This is a genomic window from Ensifer sp. EB106-05-01-XG146, assembly GCF_058791875.1.
In genome coordinates this window covers 1,578,973-1,604,690 of the sequence record NZ_JBYTDX010000001.1, presented here as the reverse complement: position 1 = coordinate 1,604,690, position 25,718 = coordinate 1,578,973, and the positions used below count along the sequence as shown (strand labels likewise).

The window sequence follows — 25,718 nt, the reverse complement described above, 5'->3', positions numbered from 1 at the left end:
CCCGCCATGTGCGCGTTGCCTCGCATCACCTGGGGATCATTACACTTTGTTAGGGTTAACAATCGGTAAGCAAGATTGCGGGAAGGTGATGCCCGCTATCGATTGGTCGAAGCGGTCATCGAGCGGTAGAACGACGGCGTCAGGCCGGCCTCGGCGCGGGCGATATCGTTGAACGGCGCCTTCAGGGGACCGCGGAAATTGGCGCGCACCAGCTGCTGGAAGGTCGCTGCCGGGTCCTTCTTCTCGCGGGCGCAGAGAAAGCGGAACCATTTGGCGCCAACGGCGACGTGGCCCTTCTCGTCCTCGTAGATGACGTCGAGCACGGCCGCACTCTCGAAGTCGCCGGTTTCGCGCATCTTGGCCTGAAGCGCTGGCGTCACGTCGAGACCGCGCGCTTCGAGAATGAGCGGCACGACGGCGAGCCGCGCCGTCAGGTCGTTGCGCGTATCGTGCGCCGCCTGCCAGAGGCCGTCATGGGCAGGCAGGTCGCCATAGTCGGCGCCGAGGTCGTTCAGGCGCTGGCGGACCATGCGGAAGTGCTTCGCCTCTTCGAAGGCGACACGCATCCAGCCGTCGAAGAAGGAATTGGGCACCGGCTCGGTTGCAAAGCGGGCGACGATATCAAGGGCGAGATCGACGGCGTTCAATTCGATATGGGCGATGGAGTGCAGAAGTGCGATTCGGCCCTTCAGCGAACCGAGAGACCGGCGCTTGACCTGCGTCGGTGGCGTCAGCACCGGCTTGTCCGGTCGGCCCGGGCGCACCGGCACCGGCCGGTCGAGCGGCGAGCGCAGCGACAGCGTGCGGCGCTGCCAGCGCCGGGCGGCTTCCTGCGCGAGCGCCGTCTTGACCTCGAGGTCGGCGGCGCGGATCGCTTCGACTGCACCGCCCCGCAGGCTGTGGAACACGGGCAACTCGGTCATCGGCGCCCTCAGATCGCCTTTGCGGCGTCAAGGACCTCGCGGGCGTGGCCGTCCACCTTCACCTTTTCCCAAACCCTGACGACGACGCCGTCGGCGCCGATCAGGAAGGTGCTGCGCTCGACCCCCATGTACTTGCGCCCGTACATCATCTTCTCGACCCAGACGCCATAGGCTTCGACGACCGATTTCTCCTCGTCGGCAGCGAGCGGCACCGTCAGGTTGTGCTTCTTGGCGAAGCGGTCGTGCTTCTTCACCGAATCGGGCGAAAGCCCGATCAGGGCTATGCCGGCTGCGGCGAATTCGTCGGCAAGTTCCGAAAACGAGATCGCCTCAAGCGTGCAGGCCTGCGTATCGTCCTTCGGATAGAAGAACAGAACAACCGGGCGGCCGCGCAGGGCCGAGAGCGAAATCGTACCGCCGCCGTCACGCGGCAGGGTGAAGTCGGGAGCGACATCTCCGGGACCGGGTCTTGCCATGATTAAACCTTCCTTCCGCCAAGTTTTGCAGACAATCGCGCGCTACTGCATGTTTTCATTGGTCTTTGCCGACCAGAGGGCAAAACGTGCAGTGCTCAAGGTAGTCGAGCGACATTTGCGCGCCACAAGGCGCGCGGCGCTCTTGGGCATAGCGAAAATCGTCGACTGCCGTCCAGCGCATTTGTGCTAGATTCGACAGGTTTCGGACGGCATGGGCCGCTACGAAACGTTGCAGTCGCCTGCGCGCGCGAATTCCATCGCAGGTGGTCGCTTTCCACAGCATGGTCCCGCGTCCCTTGGTGACTCGGCACGATGACATGTGGTCTACAAGAAGCGAGAAGTGGTCGCCCCGAAATGACAGAGACGGAGGGCGACGACGAAGCTCGTATCGTATGGAGGACGCCCGCGCTGATGAGTGAGATCCGCGGCGAAAAAGTCGGCTTTCGCAAGAAAGACATCGTCGCGTTGCATGCGTTGCCTTCGGCGCAGGCGCACGAACCCATGATCGTGCACGCGCCGCGCAAGAACAAAGCCGCGCGCTTCTGTGCCAAGATCGCACTGCTGACATCGCTGCTCGCGCTTTCCATCGCGGCGATCCTCATTGTCGTCATCGAAAGCGGGGTGATGGACAGCACGCTTAACGCGCGCGCCCGCACCGCACTCAATGCAGCGCTCGGCGATGCCTACCGCGTAGAGGTCGGCAGCACTGTGGTGCGCATGACCGCGAGCGGCGCGATTGCGCTCAGAGCCCGCGAAGTGGCGCTCAGCGAAGCGTCCTCAGGCCAGCCGGTCGCCAAGCTCCGCGCGATCTCGATCGCGCTCGACCCGCTGGCGTTGATGACCGGACGCATCGCCGTCTCCAACCTCGAAGCGGAAGGCGGCGATTTCGATTCCGGGTTGCTGCCGCGCGGCGAACCGCTCGATCTCACCAAGATCCGCATTGCCGACGTTGGCGATACGCTGGAGGCAATCTTCTCCCACGTCGACCGCATATCGCAGATGGCGGCCGGCCGCGGCAGCCAGAAGGTCACGCTGTCGGATTTCAGCTTCTCCGTCATCGGCTCCCGCGATCGCGTCGTGCCCGTCGTCGCCAACGCGCTCGAGTTCAACCGTGACGCCGGCGGCTCGATGAGCGTCAAGGGCAGCGTCACCGTCGACGGGGTGGACGTCGATCTCAGCGCCGACGCCCTTGGCGACAAGGGGCACATGACCGGCTTCGAAGCGTCGATCACCAATCTGCCGCTCGCACCGTTCTTCTACCACGGTAAAGTCGGCTCGGAGCCGCCCTTCGGCGTCGTCGCATCGGCCGGGCTGTCGCTGAAGGCGACACGGGCCGCGGGCAATGCGAAACCGGATCTGCGCGTGACCGTGCGCACGTCCAAGGGCGAGTTCCACGCAGGCAACCTCGTCTCGACGCTCAATGCCTCGCAAATGGACGTCGCCTATGACTTCGAGCGCTCGTCCGTCGAAATTCTGCCGTCGGCCGTCAAGATCGGCCGTTCGACCTTTCCGTTTACCGGAGCGATTATCGACCTCGACAAGATTGCCGGCGCAACGGAGAAGGGGTTTGCCATCGACCTCCTGCTCAAGAACGCAAGCTCCGCCCCGGAAGACGTCGCCGACGCGCCACTGATCTTCGATGCCAAGGCAAATGGCCGGTTTGTGTCGGACAAGCGCCAACTGATCTTCGACCAGCTCGCCGTGTCGACCCCGCTCGGTTCGATGTTCGGATCGCTTTCCGTCGCCTTCGGCAAGACATCACCGCAGATCAGCTTCGCCTCGGTCAGCGATCGCATGGAGGCGACCGCCGTCAAGCAATTGTGGCCGTGGTGGTTGGCCAAGGGCGCGCGGCGCTGGGCGATCGCCAACCTCTTCGGCGGCACGGTCACCAATGCCCGCATCGAAGTATCGGTCGCCGAGGGGCGGATCGCCACCAACGAAGGCGAGCTCAAGCTCAACGAGCAGGAGCTCAATATCAACTTCGATATCGACGACACGCGCATCAACATCACCGGCGAGATACCCCCGCTGCGCGACACCTCCGGCAAGTTCAAGCTGAGCGGCCAGCGCATGACAGCCGAGATCGAGAAGGGGACCGCCTTCTTCCCGTCTGGACGCGCGGTCGCGCTCAACGGCGGCGACTTCATCCTTCCCGACGTCTACACGAAACCACTGATGGCGGAGATGAAGATCGAGGTTGGCGGCGATGCCGATGCGATCGCCGAGCTCGTGAGCTACAAGCCGATTCAGGCGCTACAAAAGACCCCGCTGCTGCCGGAAGATTTCAGCGGTCCTCTGACCGCCGTCGTGGGCGCCCGTTTCGGCCTGATCTCGGATCAGAAGCCGCCGAAGCCGCTCTATCAGGTACAGATGCAGCTCGATAAGGTCACCGTCCAGAAGGCCATGTTCGGGCGCGCCGTAGAGGATCTCGTCGGTACATTTCGGGTCGATAATCAGCAGGCGGTCCTCGATGCGGATGCCCGTATCGAAGGCGCGAAGGTCAAGGTCGCGCTGACGGAACCGGTCGATTCCGGTTCGACCGTCAAGCGTTCGCGCGAGATTTCGGGCTCGCTGGAGCAGGGTGTTTGGCAGAAACTGATACCTGGGCTTTCTCGGATCGTTTCCGGACCGATCACGATCGACGTTGCAATCGACGAGGCGAGCCGGCAGACGGCAGAGATCGACCTCACGAAAGCCCAGCTCTCGCTTCCCTGGATCGGCTGGAGCAAGGGCGTCGGGATTCCGGCCGAGGCGCAGTTCACGTCCTCGATGGACGGCAAGATCGCAACAATCAGCAATTTCGCGGTTGCCGGCGACGGCTTTGGTGCGCGCGGCAAGCTGCAGATCGACGATGGCGGTCTGCTCTCGGCGGATCTCGACAATGTCCGCCTGGCGCAGGGCGACGACTTCAAGGTCTCCATCGACCGCACCAGGGGCGGCTACACGGCGTCGCTCAGCGGCGCTGCAGCCGATATCAGGCCGATCCTGGCCCAATTGAAGACCGGAAGCGACCAGAACCAGGGTGGTGGCGACGACATTGCCATCAAGGCCCAGCTCGATCGCGTCACCGGTTTCAATGGCGAATCGCTCTCGAACGTCAATCTGGTCTACGGCGAGCGCGGACGTCAGATCGAGGACGTCAACCTCTCGGCCGTGACGAGCAGCGGTCAGGCGCTGGTTGCCCGGCTCGCCAAGGCCGGTGCCGACAACACGCTAGAGCTGACTACGGGAGATGCCGGCGCGCTGGCGCGGTTTGCCGACATCTACCAGAACATGCGCGGCGGCCTGCTCAATCTCAAACTGCGTGACCGTGGCGGGCGCTCCTGGCGGGGCAGCGTCGATATCCGAAAGTTCCAGCTCGTCGGCGAGCAGCGCCTGCAATCGATGGTGTCGACGCCCACCGGTGCCGACGGCCGAAGCCTGAACCAGGCCGTGCGCCGTGACATCGACGTCAGCTCGGCCCGCTTCGAACGCGGCTTCGCGCAACTGGCGCTCGACCGTGGCGCGATCCGCGTCGAGGGCGGCGTGCTGCGCGGCACCGATGTCGGCGCGACCTTCCAGGGAACGGTGCGCGACAACAATGGCATCATGGACATGACTGGCACTTTCATGCCGGCCTATGGGCTGAACCGCATCTTCGGCGAACTGCCGCTGATCGGCGTGCTGCTCGGCAACGGCCGCGACCGCGGCCTGCTCGGCATCACCTTCAAGCTCAACGGCCCGTTCAACCAGCCGAAGCTGACGATCAATCCTTTGTCGATCATCGCGCCGGGCGTCTTCCGCAGCATCTTCGAGTTCCAATGAAGAAGGCCGACGCACTGCATGTCCTTAAATCGTCGCCGATTTAAGGACAAAACATGCAGCACTTCAAAGTTCTACAGCGACCTTTGCGCGTCTTAACAGACGCGCGGCGCTGTCGGGCCGGCCCTTCAAATTCTTGAGTGGCGCTCCGGTTCAGGCCGGGCGCACCAGAATGTGCTTCTTCTTGCCGAGCGACAGCTTGACGACATTGTCGGCGGTCACGTCGCCGGTGCCGATGATCCGACGCTCGTCGCTGACGGCCTCGTCGTTGATCCTGACGGCACCGCCCTGGACATGGCGACGCGCCTCGCCGTTGGAAGCGGCAAGACCGGCGCGTACGATCAGCGTCAGCAGGCCGAGGCCGGCTTCAAGCTCAGCCGTCGGGATCTCGACCGAAGGCAGGTCGGCGGCAAGCGCGCCTTCCTCGAAAGTCTTCCGAGCGGTCTCCGCCGCCTGCTCGGCGGCCGGTCGGCCGTGCAGCATGGCGGTGATCTCGGTTGCCAGGATCTTCTTGACCTCGTTGATCTCAGAGCCGCCAAGCTCGGAGAGCCGATCGATCTCGGCCATAGGCAGGGTCGTGTAGAGCTTCAGGAAGCGGGTGACGTCCGCATCCTCGGTGTTGCGCCAGTACTGCCAGAAGTCATAGGCCGACAGCATGTCCGGGTTCAGCCAGATGGCGCCGTTGACCGACTTGCCCATCTTTGCGCCCGACGAGGTGGTCAGAAGCGGCGAGGTCAGGGCATAGAGCTGCTCGGTGCCCATGCGGTGGCCGAGGTCGATGCCGTTGATGATGTTGCCCCACTGGTCCGAGCCGCCCATCTGCAGGCGGCAGCCGGTGCGCTTGTGCAGCTCGACGAAGTCGTAGGCCTGCAGGATCATGTAGTTGAATTCGAGGAAGGACAGCGACTGCTCGCGATCAAGCCGCGTCTTGACGCTGTCGAAGGACAGCATGCGGTTGACCGAGAAATGACGGCCGACGTCGCGCAGGAATTCGAGGTAGTTGATGCCGAGCAGCCAGTCGGCGTTGTTGATCATCAACGCGTCCTTGGGGCCTTCGCCATAGCTGAGGTAGTTGGAGAACACCGTCTTGATGCTGGCGATGTTGGCGTCGATCGTCGCCGGCGTCATCAGCTGGCGAGCCTCGTCCTTGAAGGACGGGTCGCCGACCATGCCGGTGCCGCCGCCCATCAGCGAGATCGGCCGGTGGCCGGTCGCCTGCATCCAGTGCAGCATCATGATCTGGATCAGGCCGCCGGCATGCAGGCTCGGCGCCGTCGGGTCGAAGCCGATATAGGCCGTCACGGTTTCCTTCCGGAACAGTTCGTCCAGGCCAGTCTCGTCGGAGATCTGGTGGATGAAGCCACGCTCGCTGAGGGTGTGAAGGAAATCGGACTTGAAACCGGACATGATCTGTCTCTCTTGCGGGGGGAGTTTTTGAACGAACGGGCGTTTAGCACTGTTTTTGCGCATAATCACTTCAAAAGTGATTCTGGAAATATTGACCCGCATGACACAGACAAGAACCGCAATCGGCCTGATGAGTGGCACGAGCATGGACGGCATCGACGTGGCCCTGTTGCGAACCGACGGGGAGACCGTCGTCGAGCGCGGACCATCTGCCAGCTTTCCCTACGACGCGCAATTTCGGGATCGTTTGAAGCAGGGACTGGTTGAAGCGAAGGCGATCACGCAACGTGACCAAAGGCCGGGCGCCCTTGATGCGCTTGAGCGCGACCTGACGCTGCGACACGCAGAAGCGGTCAAGACCTTCCTCAAACAGAACAACCTGTCGGCGGCTGATATCGACGTGCTCGGCTTTCACGGACAGACCGTGCTGCACCGCCCGGACGAGGCCCTGACGGTGCAGATCGGCGACGGCGCGCTCCTTGCCGGAGAAACGGGCATCGATGTCGTCTACGACATGCGCGCCAACGACATGGAACATGGAGGGCAGGGCGCGCCGCTGATCCCCGCCTACCACGCGGCACTGGCGCGAGGCGCGGCCGGCCTTCCAGCACCGGTTGTCTTCGTCAACATCGGCGGCATTTCCAACCTGACCTTCATCGGCGAAGGCGAGACGCTCATTGCCTATGACAGCGGTCCCGGCAACACGCTGATCGACCAGTGGGTCGAAGCGCATGCCGGCATTCCCTTCGACCAGGGCGGCATGATCGCCAGCGAGGGAACGGTGCTGCCGGCGCTTGCCGAACGCTATCTCACCAATGCCTTCTTCTCCGCGGCCACGCGCCGCTCTCTGGACCGGAGCGATTTTGCACCGCCGGCCGGAAGCGATGCGAGCCTTGCCGACGGCGCACGTACGCTTGCCCATGTCACGGCGGCAGCGATCATCAAATCGGCGGGGCACTTGCCACAGCGGCCAGTCACCTATGTCGTCTGCGGCGGCGGCCGGCTCAATCCGGTGATCATGCGTGACCTCGCTTCGCTTGCCGAAGTAGAGGGCGCGACAGTGCTTGCGGCGGAGGCGGTGGGCTTCAACGGCGATTCGATGGAGGCCGAGGCCTGGGCCTACCTCGCCGTGCGTGCCTTGCGAGGCCTGCCGCTTACCTATCCGGGTACGACGGGCGTGCGGCAACCGGTCAGCGGCGGCCGGCGCGCGGAACTTGAAGTTGATCTCGCGTTTCGCCATAAGTCCGTCATCCCAACGGATTAATCAAATTTTCGCAACAGCGAATTAGGATCTCAGCCGCTGCCACTGGAGGTGGCGAGGAGCGGCTTGGTGCCGCACGAGGGTTTCGGGTTCGTCGATGGGTGGTGCGATTTCTCTGCTGGCCGTGAATTTCATCATCGCGCAGATCTTCACGGCCGCATTTCTCATCATTGCCGCAAAGAGCCGGCAGCGGCGTGCGGCGCTCTGGTGCGCTGCCGGATTTGCCGTCGCCTCGCTTGCAGCCGTCTGCGAAACGATCGTTCCCTTTTCCTCGACCCCGCGGCTCTTTGCCGTCAGCGCCTTTGCCTGCGTGCTCGGCGGCTTCTGTCTTCTGCGTTTTGGCCTCGGCCTTTTCTATCAAGTGCCGGTGCGCGTGCCGTTGCTCGGCGCCTTCTTCGTCGCCGGCGTTTCCCTGGACCTGGCGATCTACGACCTGCCGAGAGGCACCTGGGAGCATGCGATCCCGTACCAGGCGCCCTTTGTCGTGATCCAGGCGTGGACGGCATCGGTCGTCCTTCGCTCCGGCCGTCGCACCTTCTTTGACTGGCTGTTGTTCGGCCTGCTGGCGCTCTCGGCCGCCTACTACCTCGTAAAGATCTATGCCGCGGTCGTCGCAGGCTCGGGCGTAACGGCCCAGGACTATGTTTCCAGCCCGTTTGCGCTCATCTCGCAGGCGCTCGGTGCGATCCTCATCGTCGGCGCCGGCCTTGCCATGCTCGGCGTGATGGTCAAGGAGATTGTCGACGACGCGCAGGCGCGCTCGGAAATCGACCTGCTCTCCGGCCTCTACAATCGCCGTGGCTTCATCGAACGGGTCATGCCGCTCCTGCACGCCCGCACCACCCAGACGCCGGGAACAGTCATTCTCGCCGACCTCGATCGCTTCAAGTTGGTCAACGACACCTATGGCCACCTCACGGGCGACGAAGTCATTCGCCGATTCGCCCGGGTGCTGATGGACGTGATGCCCAACCGCGCCGTCGCCGGCCGTCTCGGCGGCGAAGAGTTCGCGGTGTTTCTGCCCTGCACGGATCTATCCGAAGCGCGCGTCGTCGCCCACGGCATGCGTGCGGCGATCATGTCCCAGCAGATCGGCGGACTTCCGGAAGCAGCAAGGGTGACGGCGAGCTTCGGCGTCACGGCCGTCGGCATCGGCGAGGCGCTCGATCCGGTGATACAGCGCGCCGACGAGGCGCTCTATACAGCCAAGGCCAACGGTCGCAACCGTGTCGAATGTGCCGAAGCACCGACCACGGTCGTCAACCCAAGCGTTCCACACTGGATCGGGCGGTCATAGACGACCGGCGTCTAGGCGATGCATTTCTCTCGGAGAAACCGGAGGATGTCTTCGGTGAACTGGTGCGGGTTCTGCAGTATCGAAAAATGGCTGACCTCAGGCTGGATCAACAGGCCGGCCCCCGGAATGTTGTCGGCGATGAACAGCGTGTCGTCCCGTTTGATGGCTTCCTCATGGTCGCCATCCACCACCCAGACAGGGACCCGGATTTTCTGAAGGTCGTCGGCCGTGATGTTCGGCTGCGAAGTCCACATCGCCATCATCTCGTCGAAGAAGCGCTTAAATCCCCCTGGCGTCGACGACAGCAGGGCGTACTCTTCGCCCGTTCGCGCGATATAGGCGTTGAAGACGACGCTCTTGGTAAAATCGTGTGTTCCGGATGGATTGCTGTTTGCCCCGAAGGAAAAGACACCGGCTATGAGATCGGGATGCCCCATCGCCAGCAGGAGCCCGATAATCGCGCCGTCGCTCCAACCGATGATGACCGCCTTTGGCAACCTCAGGTGAGCCATCAGTGCCATGACATCGCCTGCCATGAGATCATAGCTCATGCTCCCACTACCTCGGGAGCTGCGTCCGTGACCCCGGCTGTCCATCACGATGACCTGACAGGTTTTGGCGAGCTCCGTGACCTGAAGCCCCCAATAGTCGGAATTGCCTAGCCCGCCATGTAGCAAAATGACGGGAGCACCCGAACCATACACCGCGTGCCAGATCCTGGCGTCCGCGAGCTCGACAACACCCTCACGTCCGCCAGCCGGAAGCTGCGGAGTGGCGGGCAGGGTTAGCCACCTCGGCTCGCACGCCGACACATTCGACACCTGCGACATGGCTCCCTCCCGTGAATGCTGCTCGGCTCTGCCCCACCCAGACAGCCTAGACTTGCACTATACGCCGATCACACGGCGCTGAAACTCATCCTATCGGGTGAGAGTTTTTGCAGCCTTCGGGCGCACGACCATGGGGCGCATTTGTCCATAAAAAACGCCGCGCACCCGAAGGGGTACGCGGCGCTCCTGTACGTGGCCCGGGTTTTCAGCGAATACGCTTGGCGGCCGGCTCCGGTGTCAGTTCGCCGTTGAGGCGACGGTCGAGGTAGTCCTCGCATTCCGTCATCAGGCCTTCGACCTGGCCGTTGAAGAAGTGGTTGGCGCCGGGCACCGTCTTGTGGGTGATGAGAATGCCCTTCTGCGCCTTCAGCTTCTCGACGAGGCCGTTGACGTCCTTTTCCGGCGCAACCTTGTCGGAATCGCCGTTGATGATCAGACCCGAGGACGGGCAGGGCGCGAGGAACGAGAAGTCGTAGATGTTCGGCTGTGGCGCGACGGCCATGAATCCTTCGATTTCCGGGCGGCGCATCAGGAGCTGCATACCGATCCAGGCACCGAAGGAATAGCCGGCAACCCAGCAGCTCTTCGAATCCGGATGCAGGCTCTGCACCCAGTCGAGCGCGGATGCCGCATCCGAAAGCTCGCCGGCGCCGTGGTCGAATTCGCCCTGGCTGCGGCCGATGCCGCGGAAGTTGAACCGGAGCGTGGTGAAGCCGCGCTTCTGGAACATATAGAAGAGCTGGTAGACGATCTGGTTGTTCATCGTGCCGCCGAACTGCGGGTGCGGGTGCAGGATGATGGCGATCGGCGCGCTCTTCTGCTTCGAAGGCTGATAACGGCCTTCGAGGCGGCCGGCGGGTCCGTTGAAGATGATTTCGGGCATTGGCTCTCCGGGAGTGTTCCTGGTTCGAATCTTGGGTTCAGATCGCGATGAGTCTTGACGAAAGCAGTCAGCTTTTCTAAAACCTAGTTTAGAACCGTTCAAAACTTCTGTGCGGGCATTCCGCCTTGTGCTTCGTCTCATAAGGCAAGCGGCGCGGAAAATTCAAGGAAAATGCATCGCCAGAGGTTGCGGGCCTGTGACCTGTTGATCTAGCGAAGGAAATCATGTCGAGTTCGCGCATCTATATGGACTGGAACGCCACGGCGCCGCTTCTGCCCGAAGCGCGCGAGGCTTGCCTGTCGGCGCTCGACCTCCTTGGCAACCCTTCTTCCGTTCACGGAGAGGGCCGCGCGTTGCGCACGTTGATCGAAAACGCCCGTCGCGACGTGGCAGCGCTCTGCGGCGCCAAGCCTGGCAGCGTCATCTTTACCAGCGGCGCCACGGAAGCGGCCAACCTGGTGCTTACGCCCGATTTCCGCATGGGCCGCACGCCGCTGAAGATCGGCCGGCTCTATGCCTCGGCGATCGAGCACCCGGCCGTGCGCGAAGGCGGACGCTTTCCGCGCGAAGCCCTCAGCGAAATCCCGGTGATTTCAGACGGCGTCGTCGATCTCCCGGTGCTGAGGGAGCTGTTATCCGCGCATGATCGCCAGCTCGGCTTGCCGATGGTTGCCGTCATGCTGGTCAACAACGAGACGGGCATCATCCAGCCGATCGCCGCGATCGCCGAGATCGTTCGCGCCCATGGCGGCATTCTCGTCGTCGACGCGGTGCAGGCCGCCGGCCGCGTGCCGCTTTCGATTGAAGACCTCGCCGCCGATTTCCTGATCGTCTCCTCGCACAAGATCGGCGGCCCGAAGGGCGCCGGCGCGCTGGTGGCGCGCGGCGAGGTTATGATGCCCGCACCGCTGATCCGCGGCGGCGGACAGGAAAAGGGGCACCGTTCCGGGACTGAAAATCCGGTGGCGATTGCCGGCTTTGCAGCGGCCGCCCGGAAGGTCGGCGAAGATGTCGGCCAACGAATGGGCGTGGTCAGCGCGTTGCGCGACATGCTCGAAGGCGAGATGCTGGCCGCGGCAACCGACGTGGTTATTCACGGCCGCGACGTTTCGCGCGTTGGCAACACGATCTTCTTCACGCTTCCTGGCCTCAAGGCCGAGACCGGGCAGATTGCCTTCGATCTCGAAGGTGTGGCGTTGTCGGCGGGTTCCGCCTGCTCCTCGGGCAAGGTCGGGCAGAGCCACGTGCTGACGGCGATGGGTTACGATCCGCGCCAGGGCGCACTTCGAATCTCGATCGGCGAGGGCACGACACAGGCTGATATCGACCGTTGCGCCGCGGTCTTTGCAAAGGTAGCAGCAAGAAGACGAGCGCCCGGACAAGCAGCCTGAGCGGAACGACCGGACGAAATTGCGGAAAAGCAATTTTCCGCTTGGCAAACAGGGTGAAAAGCGCCTTTTAGCCATTACATAAGCGGTGTGCCAAGCGCATCGTGTTGACAAGCTGCCGGACCTTGGATCCGGCAAGATTGGAGAACGACATGCCTGCCGTGCAGGAGACCATTGATCAGGTCCGTCAGATCGACGTTGACCAGTACAAATACGGTTTTGAGACGACCATCGAAGTCGAGAAGGCCCCGAAGGGTCTCTCGGAAGACATCATTCGCTTCATCTCCGAGAAGAAAAACGAGCCGGAATGGATGCTGGAATGGCGTCTTGAGGCCTATCGCCGCTGGCTGACGCTCGATGAGCCCACCTGGGCTCGTGTCAGCTATCCCAAGATCGACTTCAACGACATCTACTACTACGCGGCGCCGAAGGGCATCACGGGTCCGACGTCGCTTGAAGAGGTCGACCCCGAGATCCTCAAGGTCTACGAAAAGCTCGGCATTCCGCTGAAGGAACAGGAAATCCTGGCCGGCGTGCAGAAGTCGAAGATCGCCGTCGACGCCGTCTTCGACAGCGTCTCGGTCGTTACCACCTTCAAGGAAGAGCTGAAGAAGGCCGGCGTGATCTTCATGTCGATCTCCGAGGCGATCCGCGAGCACCCAGATCTCGTCAAGAAGTATCTCGGTTCCGTCGTTCCGACGACCGACAACTACTATGCGACGCTGAACTCCGCAGTCTTCACCGACGGCTCCTTCGTCTACGTGCCGAAGGGCGTTCGTTGCCCGATGGAACTGTCCACCTACTTCCGTATCAACGAGAAGAACACCGGCCAGTTCGAGCGCACGCTGATCATCTGCGAAGAGGGCGCCTACGTGTCCTATCTCGAAGGCTGCACCGCACCGCAGCGCGACGAGAACCAGCTTCATGCCGCCGTCGTCGAACTCGTTGCGCTCGATGACGCAGAGATCAAGTACTCGACGGTCCAGAACTGGTATCCGGGCGACAAGGAAGGCAAGGGCGGCATCTACAACTTCGTCACCAAGCGTGGCGATTGCCGTGGCAAGAACTCCAAGATCTCCTGGACGCAGGTCGAAACCGGTTCGGCGATCACCTGGAAGTATCCGTCCTGCATCCTGCGCGGCGACGGTTCGCGCGGCGAGTTCTACTCGATCGCGGTGTCCAACGGTCACCAGCAGATCGACAGTGGCACCAAGATGATCCACCTCGGCAAGAACACGTCGAGCCGCATCGTCTCCAAGGGTATTGCTGCCGGCGTCTCGGAAAACACCTATCGCGGCCAGGTTTCGGCCCACCGCAAGGCCGAGAATGCCCGCAACTTCACCCAGTGCGATTCGCTGCTGATCGGCGACAAGTGCGGCGCGCATACCGTTCCTTACATCGAGGCGAAGAACTCGACGGCACAGTTCGAGCACGAAGCCACGACGTCGAAGATTTCCGAGGACCAGCTGTTCTACTGCCTGCAGCGCGGCATCCCGACCGAAGCGGCGATCGCGCTGATCGTCAACGGCTTCGTCAAGGAAGTCATCCAGGAACTGCCGATGGAATTCGCCGTCGAAGCGCAGAAGCTGATCGGCATCTCGCTTGAAGGCTCGGTGGGCTAAGGCCCTGGACTGAAAATTGAATGGCGCGCACCGAGAGTTTGCGCGCGAACGAACGTTCGTTTCCCAAGAGGACGATAGAAATGCTTGAAATCAAGAACCTGCACGCCCGCATCGCCGAAGACGGCACCGAGATCATCCGTGGCCTGAACCTGACCGTGAAGGCCGGCGAAGTTGCCGCCATCATGGGCCCGAACGGCTCCGGCAAGTCGACGCTCTCCTACATCCTCTCGGGCCGCGAAGATTACGAAGTCACCGAAGGCGACATCCTCTACAACGGCGAAAGCATCCTGGAACTCGACGCGTCCGAGCGTGCGGCCAAGGGCATCTTCCTTGCCTTCCAGTACCCGGTCGAAATCCCGGGCGTTGCCACCATGCAGTTCCTGAAGGTGGCGATGAACGAACAGCGCAAGTATCGCGGTGAAGACGAGCTGACGACGCCGGAATTCATGCGCCGCGTCAAGGAAGCCGCTGCCGAGCTGAAGATCGCACCGGAAATGCTGCGTCGCCCGCTCAACGTCGGCTTCTCCGGCGGTGAGAAGAAGCGCGCCGAAATCCTGCAGATGTCGCTGCTCCAGCCGAAGCTTTGCGTGCTCGACGAAACCGACTCCGGCCTCGACATCGATGCGCTGAAGATCGTCGCCGACGGCGTCAACGCCCTGCGTTCGCCGGATCGCGCCGTCGTCGTCATCACCCACTACCAGCGCCTGCTCGACTACATCGTGCCGGACACCGTACACGTCCTCTACAAGGGCCAGGTGATCAAGTCGGGCGACAAGACGCTGGCGCACGAACTCGAAGCCAACGGCTACGCGGATATCATCGAGGCCGCAGCTTAGAGCCTGTTGAAGGAGTGTTCGAATGAATATGCAACAGGCAATCAAGATGACGGCGGCCGAGACGGCGCTCGTCGACGCCTATACCGCGCAGATCGGCGATCTGCCGGGTGACGGTTCGGTGCTTTCGGTTCGCGACACGCTGGTGCACGAACTGAGGACTGCGGGTCTGCCGACCCGCCGTGTCGAATCCTGGCACTACACCGACCTGCGCACGCTGCTGCGCGCGGTGCCGGCTACCGATCCGACGGCTTTTGCCGATCGCGTCGACGCGCTGGTTCCGGGCTCGACGGTGTTTTCGGTCCGAAACGGCCAGGCCGAGGTCAAGGGCAACCTTCCCGAGGGCGTGACGGTCCGCTCCTATGTCGACAGCCTGCTCGACGGTTCGGCCACGGCTGGCCTCGCTGTGCTCGGCTTTGACGACGCGATCGGCCGCATCAACGGCGGTCTCGTGCGCGGCGGTCTCGAAATCGCCGTCGGCGATGATGCAACGGTCGAAAATCCACTGGAAATTCAGCTGGTACAGAGTGTCGGCCAGGCGCATACGCGCTTCCCGGTGACGTTCGGCGCCAACGCCAAGGCAACCGTGATCGAGCGGCATCTGTCGACCAAAGACGGCGAGAGCTTCGTCTCCTCCGTTAGCGACATTACGCTCGCCGACGGTGCCGATGTCATCTGGATCATCCTGCAGCAGCAGGGCGCTGCCGATACCCATCTCGGCCAGATCCGCTTCGACCTCGGCAAGAATGCCAAGCTGCATCTCTTCGTGATCAACGCCGGCGGCAAGCTGGTGCGCCAGGAGATTCATGGCAAGACGAGCGGCGAGGGTGCGGATTTCAAACTGCGCGGCATCAACCTGCTCGGCGGCGAGAGCCACACGGACGTGACCTTCACGCTCGGCCACAACGTACCGCACACCACGTCGACGGAGATCATCCGCAACGTCGTGTTCGATCGTGCCAAGGGCGTGTTCCAGGGCAAGATCCTGGTTGCCAAGGACGCGCAGAAGACCGACGCGAAGATGGCATGCAACACGCTGCTTCTGTCCGACGACGCCGATCTCTCGGCGAAGCCTGAGCTGGAGATCTTCGCCGACGACGTGCAGTGCGGGCACGGTGCGACGGTTGCCGATATCGACCACACGCAGCTCTTCTACCTGATGGCGCGCGGTGTTCCGGAAAACAAGGCTCGGGCCATGCTCGTCAATGCCTTTGTTGCCGAGATCGTCGAAGAGCTGGAAGATGACGAGGCGCTGGTCGAGGCGCTGGAAGAGGTCATCTCGACCTGGCTCGACAAGCACGCCTGACGGGCTGTCTGCGTAATTCCTTAAATCGGCGTTGATTTGGGGTAAAATTGCGCAGGACTTCAACATGTTGCAGTGCGCTTAGCGCGTTCTCAGGGACGCGCGGCGACGTGGCGAAATTGGATTGAAGACATGGAACACTCTGTACCGGTGCCCGCCTACGACGTCGAAACGATCCGCAAGGATTTTCCGATCCTGTCGAAAACCGTCTACGGCAAGCCGCTCGTCTATCTCGACAACGGCGCATCGGCACAGAAGCCACAGGTCGTGATCGATGCGATCTCTCATGCCTATTCCAACGAATACGCCAACGTCCATCGCGGCCTGCATTACCTGTCGAATGCCGCGACGGAAGCCTATGAGGCGGCACGCGAAAAGGTGCGCCGCTTCCTCAATGCCCCATCGGTCGACAACGTCATCTTCACCAAGTCCTCGACCGAGGCGATCAACACGGTCGCCTATGGCTACGGCATGCCGAAGCTTGGCGAGGGTGACGAGATCGTACTGTCGATCATGGAGCACCACTCCAACATCGTTCCCTGGCATTTCATCCGCGAACGCCAGGGCGCCAAGCTCGTCTGGATCCCGGTCGATGACGACGGCGCGTTGCACGTCGAAGATTTCGTCAAGTGCCTGACGGACAAGACCAAGCTCATCGCCATCACCCATATGTCGAATGCGCTCGGAACCGTCGTTCCGGTCAAGGAAATCTGCCGCATCGCCCGCGAGCGCGGGATTCCGGTTCTGGTCGATGGCAGCCAGGGCGCCGTGCACATGCCGGTCGATGTCCAGGACATCGACTGCGACTGGTATGTGATGACCGGCCACAAGCTCTACGGCCCCTCCGGTGTCGGTGTGCTCTACGGCAAGACGGACCGGCTGAAGGAGATGCGACCGTTCCTCGGCGGCGGTGAGATGATCGAGGTGGTGACCGAGGATTATGTTACCTACAACGATCCGCCGCACCGGTTCGAGGCCGGCACGCCCCCGATCGTGCAGGCAATCGGCCTTGGCTATGCGCTCGATTACATGGACAAGCTTGGTCGTGCAGCGATCCAGGCGCATGAAGCCGATCTGACGGCCTATGCGCGCGAGCGCCTCTCGTCGGTCAATTCGCTGCGGGTCTTCGGCAACACGCCCGACAAGGGCAGCATTTTCGCCTTCGAGCTTGCCGGCATTCATTCGCACGATGTGTCGATGGTGATCGACCGTGCCGGTGTCGCTGTTCGCGCCGGTACCCATTGCGCCCAGCCGCTCTTGAAACGTTTCGGCGTGACCTCCACATGCCGTGCATCCTTCGGGCTCTACAACACACGGGCCGAGGTCGATGCGCTGGTCGACGCGCTGGAGCATGCACGAAAGTTCTTCGCCTAAGAAGTTTGTAAAAGGTTCAGGGATTTATCCCAATCTGCTGAACCACTAGAGAAAGTCCAGGAGGCCGACATGAGCCTTGATGCAACGGAAGAAAAGGTCGACGTCCGCGAGGGCATCGTGCATTCGGCGATCCCAACCGAAGAGATTGCGCGCCTCAGCGACGACATCATCGCGGCGCTGAAGACCGTCTACGACCCGGAAATCCCGGCCGACATCTTCGAACTCGGTCTCATCTACAAGATCGACATCGAAGACGACCGCATGGTCAAGATCGACATGACGCTGACAGCACCCGGCTGCCCGGTGGCGGGCGAGATGCCGGGCTGGGTCGAGAACGCCGTCGGCGCCGTCGAGGGCGTCTCAGGTGTGGAGGTCAAAATGACCTTCGATCCGCCGTGGACGCCGGACCGCATGTCAGAGGAAGCACAGGTCGCCGTCGGGTGGTACTGAGCCTCGCGTATTGATCCGTTAAGGCACGGATACTACATTTGATTCTGTAAGGCGCCGGGCCTTTACCCCGGTGACGACAAGGAGAATGAGCCCATGGGCTTTGCCGTGATGAGCCTGACCGATGCCGCTGCCGGCCGAGTGCGTGCGATCGTCGAGAATTCCGGCGCCGATGCCAAGGGCATTCGCGTCGGCATCAAGAAGGGTGGCTGCGCCGGCATGGAATATGCCGTCGATCTCGTGACCGAGCCGAACCCCAAGGACGACCTGATCGAGCATCAGGGCGCCAAGGTCTGGATTGCGCCGGAAGCCGTGCTCTATCTGCTCGGCACGCAGATGGATTTCGAAGTGACGACGCTGCGCTCCGGATTCACCTTCCACAATCCCAACCAGACATCCGCCTGCGGATGTGGCGAATCGGTCGAGCTGAAGCCGGCCGATCTGGCCGCACTTGCGGCACAGGGTGACGCCGTAGTGCGCGCCAACTGAGTTTTACCATTCCTTCAATTGAATAGGTCGGCCCGGTTTTCGCCGGGCCTTTTTTCTGCTGAGATACACATCTATGGAATAGGGAGAGGGACATGGCGGCGTTGAACGAAGATCTCGTCTTCAAGGCGCTCTACGAAACGTTTCCCGATCCCGTGATCATCATCGACGCCGAGCGTATCATCCGTTCCGCGAACAATGCAGCACTTCGCCAGTTCGGTTATCCGTCCGCGGAGTTCATCGACAGATCCGTGCGCCTGATCTACGCGACCGATGCGGAATATGCCAAGCGCCTGCAGAACCGGGCGGCGCGCGTGGACGAAACCGCCCCCCGGACTTCGAACTATCTTTATATCAGGCGTGACGGATCGACATTTTCCGGGCATCTGCGCACCACGCCCCTGATCAACGACCAAGGCGAGGAACTGGCGCTTATCGGTATCATCAGAGACGTTTCGGACCTGACCGAAGCGGTGAGCGAACGGCAGAAGGCTTCCGAGATGCTGAATGCAGCCCTCGAAGCAATGCCTGAAGGCTTTGCCATCTTCGACAGGGAGGAACGGCTGGTCGTCTATAACAGGGCCTATCAGGCGATCTGCGGGCCTGCCGGTCCGGCACTCAAGCCCGGCATCACCGCCGAGGAAATCCTGCTCTTGGCGCGCCAGGGCGGTCACTACCCGGACGCCTTGCCGGGCACGCGCGAAGGCAACGAATGGATCGCCTCGCGTCTGCGCGATTTCCGCTATCCGGACGGAAAGCCGAAGATCCACCGCTATGCCGACGACCGCTGGCTGAGAGTGGAGAACATCAAGGCCAAGGATGGCAACACGGTCGTCGCGCGTGTCGATGTCACGGATCTGAAGCGCGCCGAGCTCGCGCTCGAGCGGCAACGGCAGGAACTGGAACACAAGAACGAGGCACTCGCTCAGTTCACCGCCACCGTTTCCCACGATCTCAAGGCGCCGCTTCGGCACATCTCGATGTTCTCCGAGATGATCGAAGACGACCTCAAGGCAGGCAATCAGACCGAACTTGCGGAAAATGCCCGGCACCTGCGCGACAGCGTCCGGCGGATGAACCGCGTGGTCGACAGCCTGCTCGACTATGCGCAGATCGCGCATCGCATCACCGACTGGACCCAGGTGCGGCTGAGCGACGTCGTCTCGGAGACGTTGACGATTCTCGCCGGTGACGCAAACGACGCAAACGCAACCTTCGAGGTAGGCCCACTGCCGGAACTGGAAGGGGATCCCGAGCTGCTGCGCCGCCTGGTCCAGAACCTCGTCGGCAATGCGATCAAGTACCGGCACGCCGACCGCCCTCCGGTCATCCGCATCCACGGCAGCGTTTTGCACCAAACGGTGGAACTGGTCGTAGAGGACAACGGAATCGGCATCGATCCGCGGTTTGCGACGCGCATCTTCGAAGTGTTCCAGCGGCTGCACAAGGATGAGACGGTCTATGGCGGCACGGGAATCGGCTTGTCGCTCGCCAAACGCATCGCCGAAAGCCATGGCGGTTCGATCTGCCTTGACACGAGCTTCCGAGAAGGCGCACGTTTCATCGTGTTGCTTCCGAGGTGGCTGAGGAAGGCGAAGTAGGGCGGAACAAGGTGACCTCGACGCCAAAGCGATTGCTCTTGGTGGAAGACGACGCGCACGATGCGCGTTTCGTGATGCGCGCCTTTGCCCAGATCGACAAATCGATCGAACTCGTCCTGGTGACCGACGCGGACGAGGCCGTGGAACAGCTCTCCAGCGGGCACTTCGACTACATGCTGATGGATATCAAGCTGCCCGGCAGCGATGGGATCGAGCTCCTAAGGCGCGTGCGCAAGAGCCGTGCCACTGCGCTCATCCCGATCATCGTGCTGACGTCCTCGATCAATCCGGCCGACGTGCTTCACTGCTACGGTGCCGGCGCCAATGCCTATGCGGCAAAGCCGTCTTCGGTCATCGAATATCGTCGCTTCGCCGAAGCGTTCATTCGCTTCTGGGTCGAAAGCACAATCCTGCCACCGGGCATGAGCGCGCGCCGATAGGCCAGCTGTCTTCACGCGATCGATAGTACACGCCACGTTTTTTTGGGGAATGGGGTCGAGCGCACAGGCGCGCATCCGTCCGGGCGCAGCCGCGCCGGAGAAAACAACCGGCGGAGCATTGCTGCTCCGCCGGTCGATGTCGTTACTCTGCGGCTTCCGCGTAGCTTTCGAGCGGCGGGCAGGTGCAGACGAGGTTGCGGTCACCGAAGACGTTGTCGACACGATTGACCGGCGACCAGTACTTGTCGACCCGGAAGGCGCCCGGCGGGTAGCAGGCCTGCTCGCGCGAATAGGGGCGATCCCATTCGCCGACCAGGTCTTCGACCGTGTGCGGAGCGTTCTTCAGCGGGTTATTGGTCTTGTCCATGCGACCTTCCTCGATCGCACGGGCTTCCTCGCGGATGGCAAGCATTGCCTCGCAGAATCGGTCGATCTCGGCCTTGGTTTCCGATTCGGTCGGCTCGATCATTAAAGTTCCGGCAACCGGCCAGCTCATGGTCGGGGCGTGAAAACCGCAGTCGATCAGGCGCTTGGCGACGTCGTCAACAGTCACGCCGGCGCTTTCGACCAGCGGACGGGTGTCGATGATGCATTCATGCGCGACACGCCCCTTCGACGACTTGTAGAGCACCTCGTAGGCGCCCTTGAGCCTTGCTGCGATGTAGTTGGCGTTGAGGATCGCCACCTTCGTCGCCTGGGTCAGGCCTTCGCCGCCCATCATCAGGCAGTAGCTCCAGGAGATCGGCAGGATCGAGGCCGAACCGAAGGGAGCAGCCGAAACCGCGCCGTCCTGGCCGTCCGTTTCCGGGTGGCCGGGCAGGTATGGCGCCAAATGCGCCTTGACGCCGATCGGGCCCATGCCGGGACCGCCGCCGCCATGCGGAATGCAGAAGGTCTTGTGCAGGTTGAGATGGCTGACGTCGGAACCGATGTCGCCGGGGCGGGCAAGGCCGACCATGGCGTTCATGTTGGCGCCGTCCATGTAGACCTGGCCGCCGTGCTTGTGCACGATTTCGCAGACCTCGCGCACATTCTCCTCGAACACACCGTGCGTCGAAGGATAGGTGATCATGCAGCACGAGAGATTTTCGGCATACTGCTCGGCTTTCGCACGGAAATCTTCCATGTCGATGTCGCCGTTTTCGCTGACCTTGATGACGACCACCTTCATGCCGGCCATCTGGGCCGACGCAGGGTTGGTGCCGTGCGCCGAGGTCGGGATCAGGCAGACGTCGCGATGGGCGTTGCCCTGCGCAAGGTGGTATGCACGGATTGTCAGGAGACCGGCATATTCGCCCTGTGCACCGGAGTTCGGCTGCATGGAGATCGCGTCATAGCCGGTGACGGCGCAGAGCTTCTCCGACAGGTCTTCGATCATGTGCTGGTAGCCAGCCGCCTGATCCTTCGGCACGAAGGGATGGATCTCCGAGAATTCCGGCCAGGTGATCGGCAGCATCTCGGCGGTCGCGTTCAGCTTCATCGTGCACGAGCCGAGCGGGATCATCGCCCGATCGAGCGCCAGGTCGCGGTCCGACAGACGGCGGATGTAGCGCGTCATCTCGCTTTCGGCGCGGTTCATGTGGAAGATCGGGTGCATCAGGTATTCGCTGGTGCGCAGCAGCGGCTGCGGCAGGCGGTAACCCGGCTCGAACTCTTCCACCTTGAAGTCGCCACCGAAGGCGCGCCAGACGGCTTCGAGCGTGACGGGGCGCGAGCGCTCGTCGAGGCTGATGCCGATCTTGGTCTCGCCGATCTTGCGCAGGTTCACTTCCTCGGCGACCGCGGTCTTGAGGATGATGCCCTGCAGCTTGCCGACTTCGACGGTGATCGTGTCGAAAAACACATCGGGCTCGACCGTGTAGCCGAGCTTTTCGAGGCCCATGGCGAGACGAACGGTCTTCTGGTGAACGCTCTGGGCGATCGCCTTGATGCCCTTCGGTCCATGGAAGACGGCGTACATCGAGGCCATGACGGCGAGCAGAACCTGCGCGGTGCAGATGTTCGACGTCGCCTTTTCGCGGCGGATGTGCTGTTCGCGGGTCTGCAGCGACAGGCGATAGGCGCGGTTGCCGCGCGCGTCGACCGAGACGCCGACGAGACGGCCGGGCATCGAGCGCTTGTGTGCATCCTTGACGGCCATATAGGCCGCATGCGGCCCCCCATAGCCGACCGGAACGCCGAAGCGCTGGGTGCAGCCGATGGCGATATCGGCGCCCATTTCGCCAGGCGACTTCAGAAGCGCCAGCGCCAGCGGATCGGCGGCAACGGTCGCGATCGCGCCAGTCTGGTGCAGGCGGGCAATCAGGCCCGTGAAGTCGTTCACATGGCCGTAGGTGCCCGGATACTGGAAGATCGCGCCGAAGACGTCGACCGGATCGAGATCGGTGAAGGGATTGCCGATGACGATCTGCCAGCCGAGCGGCTCGGCGCGGGTCTTCAGAAGCGCGATCGTCTGCGGATGGCAATTTTCGTCGACGAAGAAGGACTTGGCCTTCGACTTCGAAACGCGCTCGGCCATCGCCATCGCTTCAGCGGCTGCGGTCGCTTCATCGAGAAGCGACGCGTTGGCAACGTCGAGGCCAGTCAGGTCGCAGACCATGGTCTGGTAGTTGAGCAGCGCTTCGAGGCGGCCCTGGCTGATTTCCGGCTGGTAGGGCGTATAGGCCGTGTACCAGGCCGGGTTTTCCAGGATGTTGCGCTGGATGACCGGCGGCGTGATCGTGCCGTAGTAGCCTTGGCCGATCAGCGACACGAGCTTCTGGTTGCGGTTGGCCGTTTCGCGCATCTTGTCGAGCGCCTCGCGCTCGGTCATCGGCGCGCCCCAGGCAAGCGGCGTTTTCTGGCGGATCGAAGGCGGCACGGTGTCGTCGATCAGCGCATCGAGCGTCGGGTAACCGACGACCTTCAGCATCTCGTCCATTTCGGCCGGCGACGGGCCGATATGACGCCGATTGGCGAAGTCATACGGCTTGTAGTCCGTAAAGGTGAAATCCTTGGGCATGCTCATCAGGCGACGAGCTCCTTGTAGGCCGCTTCCTCGAGGAGGGCATCGGCATCGCTGGGGTTGGCAAGCTTCAGCTTGAAGAACCAGGCAGCACCCTGCGGGTCGCTGTTGACGAGCGACGGGTCGTCGACGATCGCCTGGTTCACTTCGACGATTTCGCCGTCAAGCGGACAATAGACGTCAGAAGCTGCCTTGACGGATTCGACGGTGGCGGCGCTATCGCCCTTGGCAAAGTTCGAGCCGGTTTCCGGCAGTTCAACGAAGACGAGATCGCCGAGCTGGCCGGCGGCATGCTCGGTGATGCCGACGGTTGCGACACCAGCTTCGATCTTCAGCCACTCGTGTTCCTCAGTGAACTTCAACATGTGCGCTCTCTCCTGATCAGCGTTTGTAGGTTTGTTTGACGAAGGGAAGGGCGGCGACCGCCACCGGCAGGTACTTGCCGCGCACTTCCGCAAAAAGGGTGGTGCCGTTCTCGATATGGCCGGCATCGACATAGCCCATGGCGACCGGGCCATCGACCGAGGGGCCGAAGCCACCCGAGGTCACCTGGCCGACCGGGGTCTTGCCCTCGGCATCGGCAAAGAGGTTAGCGCCGCCGCGAACCGGCGCGCGTCCCTCGGGCTTCAGGCCGACGCGGCGGCGCGAGGCGCCAGCGGCGAACTGGCCGAGGATACGATCGGCACCGGGGAAACCACCTTCGCGGGCGCCACCGGCGCGGCGCGCCTTCTGCAGTGCCCATTCGAGCGCCCCTTCGACCGGGGTCGTGGTGGTGTCGATGTCGTTGCCATAGAGACAAAGACCGGCTTCAAGGCGCAGCGAATCGCGGGCGCCAAGGCCGATCGGCTTCACATCGGGATGTTCGAGCAGGCGCTGGGTAACATCGACGGCGGAGGCAACGGGAATGGAGATCTCGAAACCGTCTTCGCCGGTATAGCCCGAGCGGGAAATGATGCAGGTGACGTCATGCAGGTCGGCTTCGGCGACGTCCATGAAGCGCATGGCGGAGACATCAGCCCAGAGTTCTCCGAGCACGGCTTCGGCGTGCGGGCCCTGAAGCGCGATCAGCGCGCGATCGTCGAGCATCGTCACGTCGCAGGTATCGGAGAGACCGGCCTTCAGGAGCTCGAAGTCGGCGTCCTTGCAGGCAGCGTTGACGACGAGGAAGAGATGGTCGCCGCGGTTGGTGATCATCAGGTCGTCGAGGATGCCGCCTTCGGCATTGGTGAAGAGGCCATAACGCTGGCGGCCCTCGGCAAGGCCGAGCACATCGACCGGCACCAGCTTTTCGAGCGCCAGGGCCGCGTCCTCGATCTTGCCGGACTTCGGCCGAACGATGACCTGGCCCATATGCGATACATCGAAGAGACCGGCAGCAACACGGGTGTGCTGGTGTTCCTTCATCACGCCATCGGGGTACTGCACCGGCATGTCGTAACCGGCAAAGGGTACCATGCGCGCGCCCAGCGAAAGGTGCAGCGCATGCAGCGGCGTCTGTTTCAAATGAGGATTGTTTTCCAAATCCGGCCTCCAGGTCTGGCGCTCCCGCGCCGGCTCACACTTCCGGCGTCAATCGCCGTCGATTCGAGCCCCCTCTGTCCCTTTGCCTGAGATTGTTATCCCTTCGGCGAGCGTAAAAACGCTTCTCTCCAGAGTCCTACCGGCACCTTGCTGGTCCTTTGGCCTGAGAGTTTCCGGGGCGGTTGCTCCTTCGGCACCGGAGCGAACCGGCTTCTCCCAACAAGATCGTCTCCAGATAACGGCGAAGGCCAGAGCTTGGCAAGGGGGCGGTGTCGCGCTGAAACACATTTTTGTCGCATGACCAAAAGACGCAGCCGGGCAGGGTGCGGCAATTCTGCCTTTGCATTCTTCTCCGGTTGAGGATAACCCAAGACAGATACCGGGGATAACCATGACAGGGCGCGACGGAAAATTCGGGATAGCAGTGCGGCTGATCGCCGTCTTTGCGCTCGTTTTCCTGACCTTTGCCCACAAGCCGCTCAGCGCCAAGACGCTCAGCCCGGCCGAAATTTCCGCCTATCAGCTGCCTGACGGAACGATCGCCGAAATCTGCTTCGGCATGGATGGCGTCGACCATGAAAGCGGCAAGGGCCAAGCGATGGCCCCGGTCTGCGAGGCCTGCCGTCTTTCGGGCTCTATCCTGCTGCCGGCTCCGCCAACCGAGAGCGTTCGCGCCGAAACGGGCGCCTGGCAGGTTTCGACAGTTGTCGCTGAATACGCGACGCCCCATCCGCATCTGCGGTTGCTGCCGCCTTCGCGCGGGCCTCCGGCGCGTTCGTAACTCTCCTCTCGCATCCCAATACAATTTGCCGCGTTCAAGC

Annotated in this window: 22 protein-coding genes and 1 riboswitch; of the genes, 13 read left to right on the top strand and 9 right to left on the bottom strand. The window is 62.4% G+C overall.

Translation table 11 applies throughout. The annotated features are described in order from the left end of the window. Positions 1–95 precede the first annotated feature (95 nt). From AC3WVQ_RS07905 to AC3WVQ_RS07895, 3 genes are read right to left on the bottom strand one after another with little or no spacing between them, the layout of a single operon-like run. The gene (locus AC3WVQ_RS07905) at positions 96–923 is read right to left on the bottom strand and encodes a ferritin-like domain-containing protein (protein ID WP_034794364.1); all 828 of its coding nucleotides are present in this window, start codon (positions 921–923) and stop codon (positions 96–98) included. A gap of 8 nt (positions 924–931) precedes the next feature. After that, positions 932–1,399, bottom strand: coding sequence for a peroxiredoxin (locus tag AC3WVQ_RS07900; RefSeq protein ID WP_090293840.1), 468 nt, complete (start codon positions 1,397–1,399; stop codon positions 932–934). A 55-nt stretch (positions 1,400–1,454) separates the two neighbouring features. Beyond that, complete coding sequence (locus tag AC3WVQ_RS07895; RefSeq protein ID WP_143034188.1) at positions 1,455–1,682, bottom strand: hypothetical protein; 228 nt, start codon at positions 1,680–1,682, stop codon at positions 1,455–1,457. Between the two features lie 128 nt (positions 1,683–1,810). On the opposite strand from AC3WVQ_RS07895, the gene AC3WVQ_RS07890 reads away from it, so the two are divergent. Next, complete coding sequence (locus AC3WVQ_RS07890; RefSeq protein ID WP_090294410.1) at positions 1,811–5,203, top strand: YhdP family protein; 3,393 nt, start codon at positions 1,811–1,813, stop codon at positions 5,201–5,203. Between the two features lie 150 nt (positions 5,204–5,353). On the opposite strand, the gene tyrS is transcribed toward AC3WVQ_RS07890, so the two are convergent. Continuing rightward, positions 5,354–6,607: a tyrosine--tRNA ligase gene (gene tyrS, locus AC3WVQ_RS07885; protein ID WP_034794357.1), complete on the bottom strand. Its 1,254-nt coding sequence runs from the start codon at positions 6,605–6,607 to the stop codon at positions 5,354–5,356. A gap of 100 nt (positions 6,608–6,707) precedes the next feature. Here tyrS and AC3WVQ_RS07880 point away from each other — a divergent pair, with 100 nt between their 5' ends. Then, the gene (locus tag AC3WVQ_RS07880) at positions 6,708–7,871 is read left to right on the top strand and encodes an anhydro-N-acetylmuramic acid kinase (RefSeq protein WP_090293838.1); all 1,164 of its coding nucleotides are present in this window, start codon (positions 6,708–6,710) and stop codon (positions 7,869–7,871) included. Between the two features lie 94 nt (positions 7,872–7,965). Then, complete coding sequence (locus tag AC3WVQ_RS07875; RefSeq protein WP_060585115.1) at positions 7,966–9,165, top strand: GGDEF domain-containing protein; 1,200 nt, start codon at positions 7,966–7,968, stop codon at positions 9,163–9,165. An 11-nt stretch (positions 9,166–9,176) separates the two neighbouring features. Here AC3WVQ_RS07875 and AC3WVQ_RS07870 read toward each other — a convergent pair whose 3' ends face one another. Both AC3WVQ_RS07870 and AC3WVQ_RS07865 read right to left on the bottom strand, forming a co-directional pair. Next, positions 9,177–9,995, bottom strand: a complete 819-nt coding sequence (locus AC3WVQ_RS07870; RefSeq protein WP_110819180.1) for an alpha/beta fold hydrolase — start codon at positions 9,993–9,995, stop codon at positions 9,177–9,179. A gap of 205 nt (positions 9,996–10,200) precedes the next feature. Beyond that, positions 10,201–10,878, bottom strand: coding sequence for an alpha/beta hydrolase (locus tag AC3WVQ_RS07865; protein ID WP_034794344.1), 678 nt, complete (start codon positions 10,876–10,878; stop codon positions 10,201–10,203). 224 nt (positions 10,879–11,102) lie between these two features. Between AC3WVQ_RS07865 and AC3WVQ_RS07860 the strand changes: the two genes are divergently transcribed. The 9 genes from AC3WVQ_RS07860 to AC3WVQ_RS07820 all read left to right on the top strand — a co-directional run bounded on the left by AC3WVQ_RS07860 (position 11,103) and on the right by AC3WVQ_RS07820 (position 20,372). After that, positions 11,103–12,269 (top strand): cysteine desulfurase family protein, encoded by a 1,167-nt coding sequence (locus AC3WVQ_RS07860; protein ID WP_060520764.1) that lies wholly within the window; start codon positions 11,103–11,105, stop codon positions 12,267–12,269. A gap of 149 nt (positions 12,270–12,418) precedes the next feature. Next, positions 12,419–13,888, top strand: a complete 1,470-nt coding sequence (gene sufB, locus AC3WVQ_RS07855; RefSeq protein ID WP_060520765.1) for a Fe-S cluster assembly protein SufB — start codon at positions 12,419–12,421, stop codon at positions 13,886–13,888. An 80-nt stretch (positions 13,889–13,968) separates the two neighbouring features. Beyond that, positions 13,969–14,724, top strand: coding sequence for a Fe-S cluster assembly ATPase SufC (sufC, locus tag AC3WVQ_RS07850; protein ID WP_034794631.1), 756 nt, complete (start codon positions 13,969–13,971; stop codon positions 14,722–14,724). A gap of 22 nt (positions 14,725–14,746) precedes the next feature. Continuing rightward, positions 14,747–16,027, top strand: coding sequence for a Fe-S cluster assembly protein SufD (gene sufD, locus AC3WVQ_RS07845; RefSeq protein ID WP_034794325.1), 1,281 nt, complete (start codon positions 14,747–14,749; stop codon positions 16,025–16,027). Between the two features lie 129 nt (positions 16,028–16,156). Beyond that, positions 16,157–17,398 (top strand): cysteine desulfurase, encoded by a 1,242-nt coding sequence (locus AC3WVQ_RS07840; protein ID WP_090293835.1) that lies wholly within the window; start codon positions 16,157–16,159, stop codon positions 17,396–17,398. Positions 17,399–17,467: 69 nt separating this feature from the next. Next, positions 17,468–17,848, top strand: coding sequence for an SUF system Fe-S cluster assembly protein (locus AC3WVQ_RS07835; protein ID WP_034794321.1), 381 nt, complete (start codon positions 17,468–17,470; stop codon positions 17,846–17,848). 93 nt (positions 17,849–17,941) lie between these two features. Then, positions 17,942–18,334 (top strand): Fe-S cluster assembly scaffold SufA, encoded by a 393-nt coding sequence (sufA, locus tag AC3WVQ_RS07830; protein WP_034794319.1) that lies wholly within the window; start codon positions 17,942–17,944, stop codon positions 18,332–18,334. A 92-nt stretch (positions 18,335–18,426) separates the two neighbouring features. Next, a complete protein-coding gene (locus AC3WVQ_RS07825) occupies positions 18,427–19,932 on the top strand; it encodes a sensor histidine kinase (RefSeq protein WP_090293834.1) in 1,506 nt (501 codons plus the stop codon). Positions 19,933–19,943: 11 nt separating this feature from the next. Next, on the top strand, positions 19,944–20,372 hold the full coding sequence (locus AC3WVQ_RS07820) for a response regulator (protein WP_127889067.1): 429 nt from the start codon (positions 19,944–19,946) through the stop codon (positions 20,370–20,372). Between the two features lie 142 nt (positions 20,373–20,514). Here the strand turns inward: AC3WVQ_RS07820 and gcvP are convergent, their stop codons facing one another. Genes gcvP through gcvT form a run of 3 tightly spaced genes read right to left on the bottom strand, consistent with a single transcriptional unit; the run spans position 20,515 to position 24,897 of the window. Continuing rightward, positions 20,515–23,379 carry an aminomethyl-transferring glycine dehydrogenase gene (gene gcvP / locus AC3WVQ_RS07815; RefSeq protein ID WP_090293832.1) on the bottom strand — a complete coding sequence of 955 codons (2,865 nt, stop codon included), beginning with the start codon at positions 23,377–23,379 and terminating at the stop codon, positions 20,515–20,517. Continuing rightward, positions 23,379–23,741: a glycine cleavage system protein GcvH gene (gene gcvH / locus AC3WVQ_RS07810; RefSeq protein ID WP_034794310.1), complete on the bottom strand. Its 363-nt coding sequence runs from the start codon at positions 23,739–23,741 to the stop codon at positions 23,379–23,381. The genes gcvP and gcvH overlap by 1 nt, the downstream gene beginning before the upstream one ends. Positions 23,742–23,757: 16 nt before the next feature. Continuing rightward, positions 23,758–24,897: a glycine cleavage system aminomethyltransferase GcvT gene (gene gcvT / locus AC3WVQ_RS07805; RefSeq protein ID WP_060520768.1), complete on the bottom strand. Its 1,140-nt coding sequence runs from the start codon at positions 24,895–24,897 to the stop codon at positions 23,758–23,760. Between the two features lie 141 nt (positions 24,898–25,038). Further along, a riboswitch (glycine riboswitch) is annotated at positions 25,039–25,126 on the bottom strand. Between the two features lie 162 nt (positions 25,127–25,288). Between gcvT and AC3WVQ_RS07800 the strand changes: the two genes are divergently transcribed. Beyond that, entirely contained in the window at positions 25,289–25,678 is a 390-nt protein-coding gene (locus AC3WVQ_RS07800) for a hypothetical protein (RefSeq protein ID WP_090293831.1), read from the top strand. Positions 25,679–25,718: the final 40 nt, after the last annotated feature.

What these genes read in the sequence shown, in the direction of transcription:
- AC3WVQ_RS07875 (WP_060585115.1), top strand. Translation starts at nt 7,966, where the DNA reads ATGGGTGGTGCGATTTCTCTGCTGGCCGTGAATTTCATCATCGCGCAG.
- AC3WVQ_RS07860 (WP_060520764.1), top strand. Translation starts at nt 11,103, where the DNA reads ATGTCGAGTTCGCGCATCTATATGGACTGGAACGCCACGGCGCCGCTT.
- AC3WVQ_RS07835 (WP_034794321.1), top strand. Translation starts at nt 17,468, where the DNA reads ATGAGCCTTGATGCAACGGAAGAAAAGGTCGACGTCCGCGAGGGCATC.
- AC3WVQ_RS07865 (WP_034794344.1), bottom strand. Translation starts at nt 10,878, where the DNA reads ATGCCCGAAATCATCTTCAACGGACCCGCCGGCCGCCTCGAAGGCCGT.
- AC3WVQ_RS07800 (WP_090293831.1), top strand. Translation starts at nt 25,289, where the DNA reads ATGACAGGGCGCGACGGAAAATTCGGGATAGCAGTGCGGCTGATCGCC.
- sufD (WP_034794325.1), top strand. Translation starts at nt 14,747, where the DNA reads ATGAATATGCAACAGGCAATCAAGATGACGGCGGCCGAGACGGCGCTC.
- tyrS (WP_034794357.1), bottom strand. Translation starts at nt 6,607, where the DNA reads ATGTCCGGTTTCAAGTCCGATTTCCTTCACACCCTCAGCGAGCGTGGC.
- AC3WVQ_RS07870 (WP_110819180.1), bottom strand. Translation starts at nt 9,995, where the DNA reads ATGTCGCAGGTGTCGAATGTGTCGGCGTGCGAGCCGAGGTGGCTAACC.
- AC3WVQ_RS07900 (WP_090293840.1), bottom strand. Translation starts at nt 1,399, where the DNA reads ATGGCAAGACCCGGTCCCGGAGATGTCGCTCCCGACTTCACCCTGCCG.
- gcvH (WP_034794310.1), bottom strand. Translation starts at nt 23,741, where the DNA reads ATGTTGAAGTTCACTGAGGAACACGAGTGGCTGAAGATCGAAGCTGGT.
- AC3WVQ_RS07905 (WP_034794364.1), bottom strand. Translation starts at nt 923, where the DNA reads ATGACCGAGTTGCCCGTGTTCCACAGCCTGCGGGGCGGTGCAGTCGAA.
- sufC (WP_034794631.1), top strand. Translation starts at nt 13,969, where the DNA reads ATGCTTGAAATCAAGAACCTGCACGCCCGCATCGCCGAAGACGGCACC.
- AC3WVQ_RS07840 (WP_090293835.1), top strand. Translation starts at nt 16,157, where the DNA reads ATGGAACACTCTGTACCGGTGCCCGCCTACGACGTCGAAACGATCCGC.
- sufA (WP_034794319.1), top strand. Translation starts at nt 17,942, where the DNA reads ATGGGCTTTGCCGTGATGAGCCTGACCGATGCCGCTGCCGGCCGAGTG.
- AC3WVQ_RS07880 (WP_090293838.1), top strand. Translation starts at nt 6,708, where the DNA reads ATGACACAGACAAGAACCGCAATCGGCCTGATGAGTGGCACGAGCATG.
- AC3WVQ_RS07890 (WP_090294410.1), top strand. Translation starts at nt 1,811, where the DNA reads ATGAGTGAGATCCGCGGCGAAAAAGTCGGCTTTCGCAAGAAAGACATC.
- AC3WVQ_RS07825 (WP_090293834.1), top strand. Translation starts at nt 18,427, where the DNA reads ATGGCGGCGTTGAACGAAGATCTCGTCTTCAAGGCGCTCTACGAAACG.
- sufB (WP_060520765.1), top strand. Translation starts at nt 12,419, where the DNA reads ATGCCTGCCGTGCAGGAGACCATTGATCAGGTCCGTCAGATCGACGTT.
- AC3WVQ_RS07895 (WP_143034188.1), bottom strand. Translation starts at nt 1,682, where the DNA reads ATGCTGTGGAAAGCGACCACCTGCGATGGAATTCGCGCGCGCAGGCGA.
- gcvP (WP_090293832.1), bottom strand. Translation starts at nt 23,379, where the DNA reads ATGAGCATGCCCAAGGATTTCACCTTTACGGACTACAAGCCGTATGAC.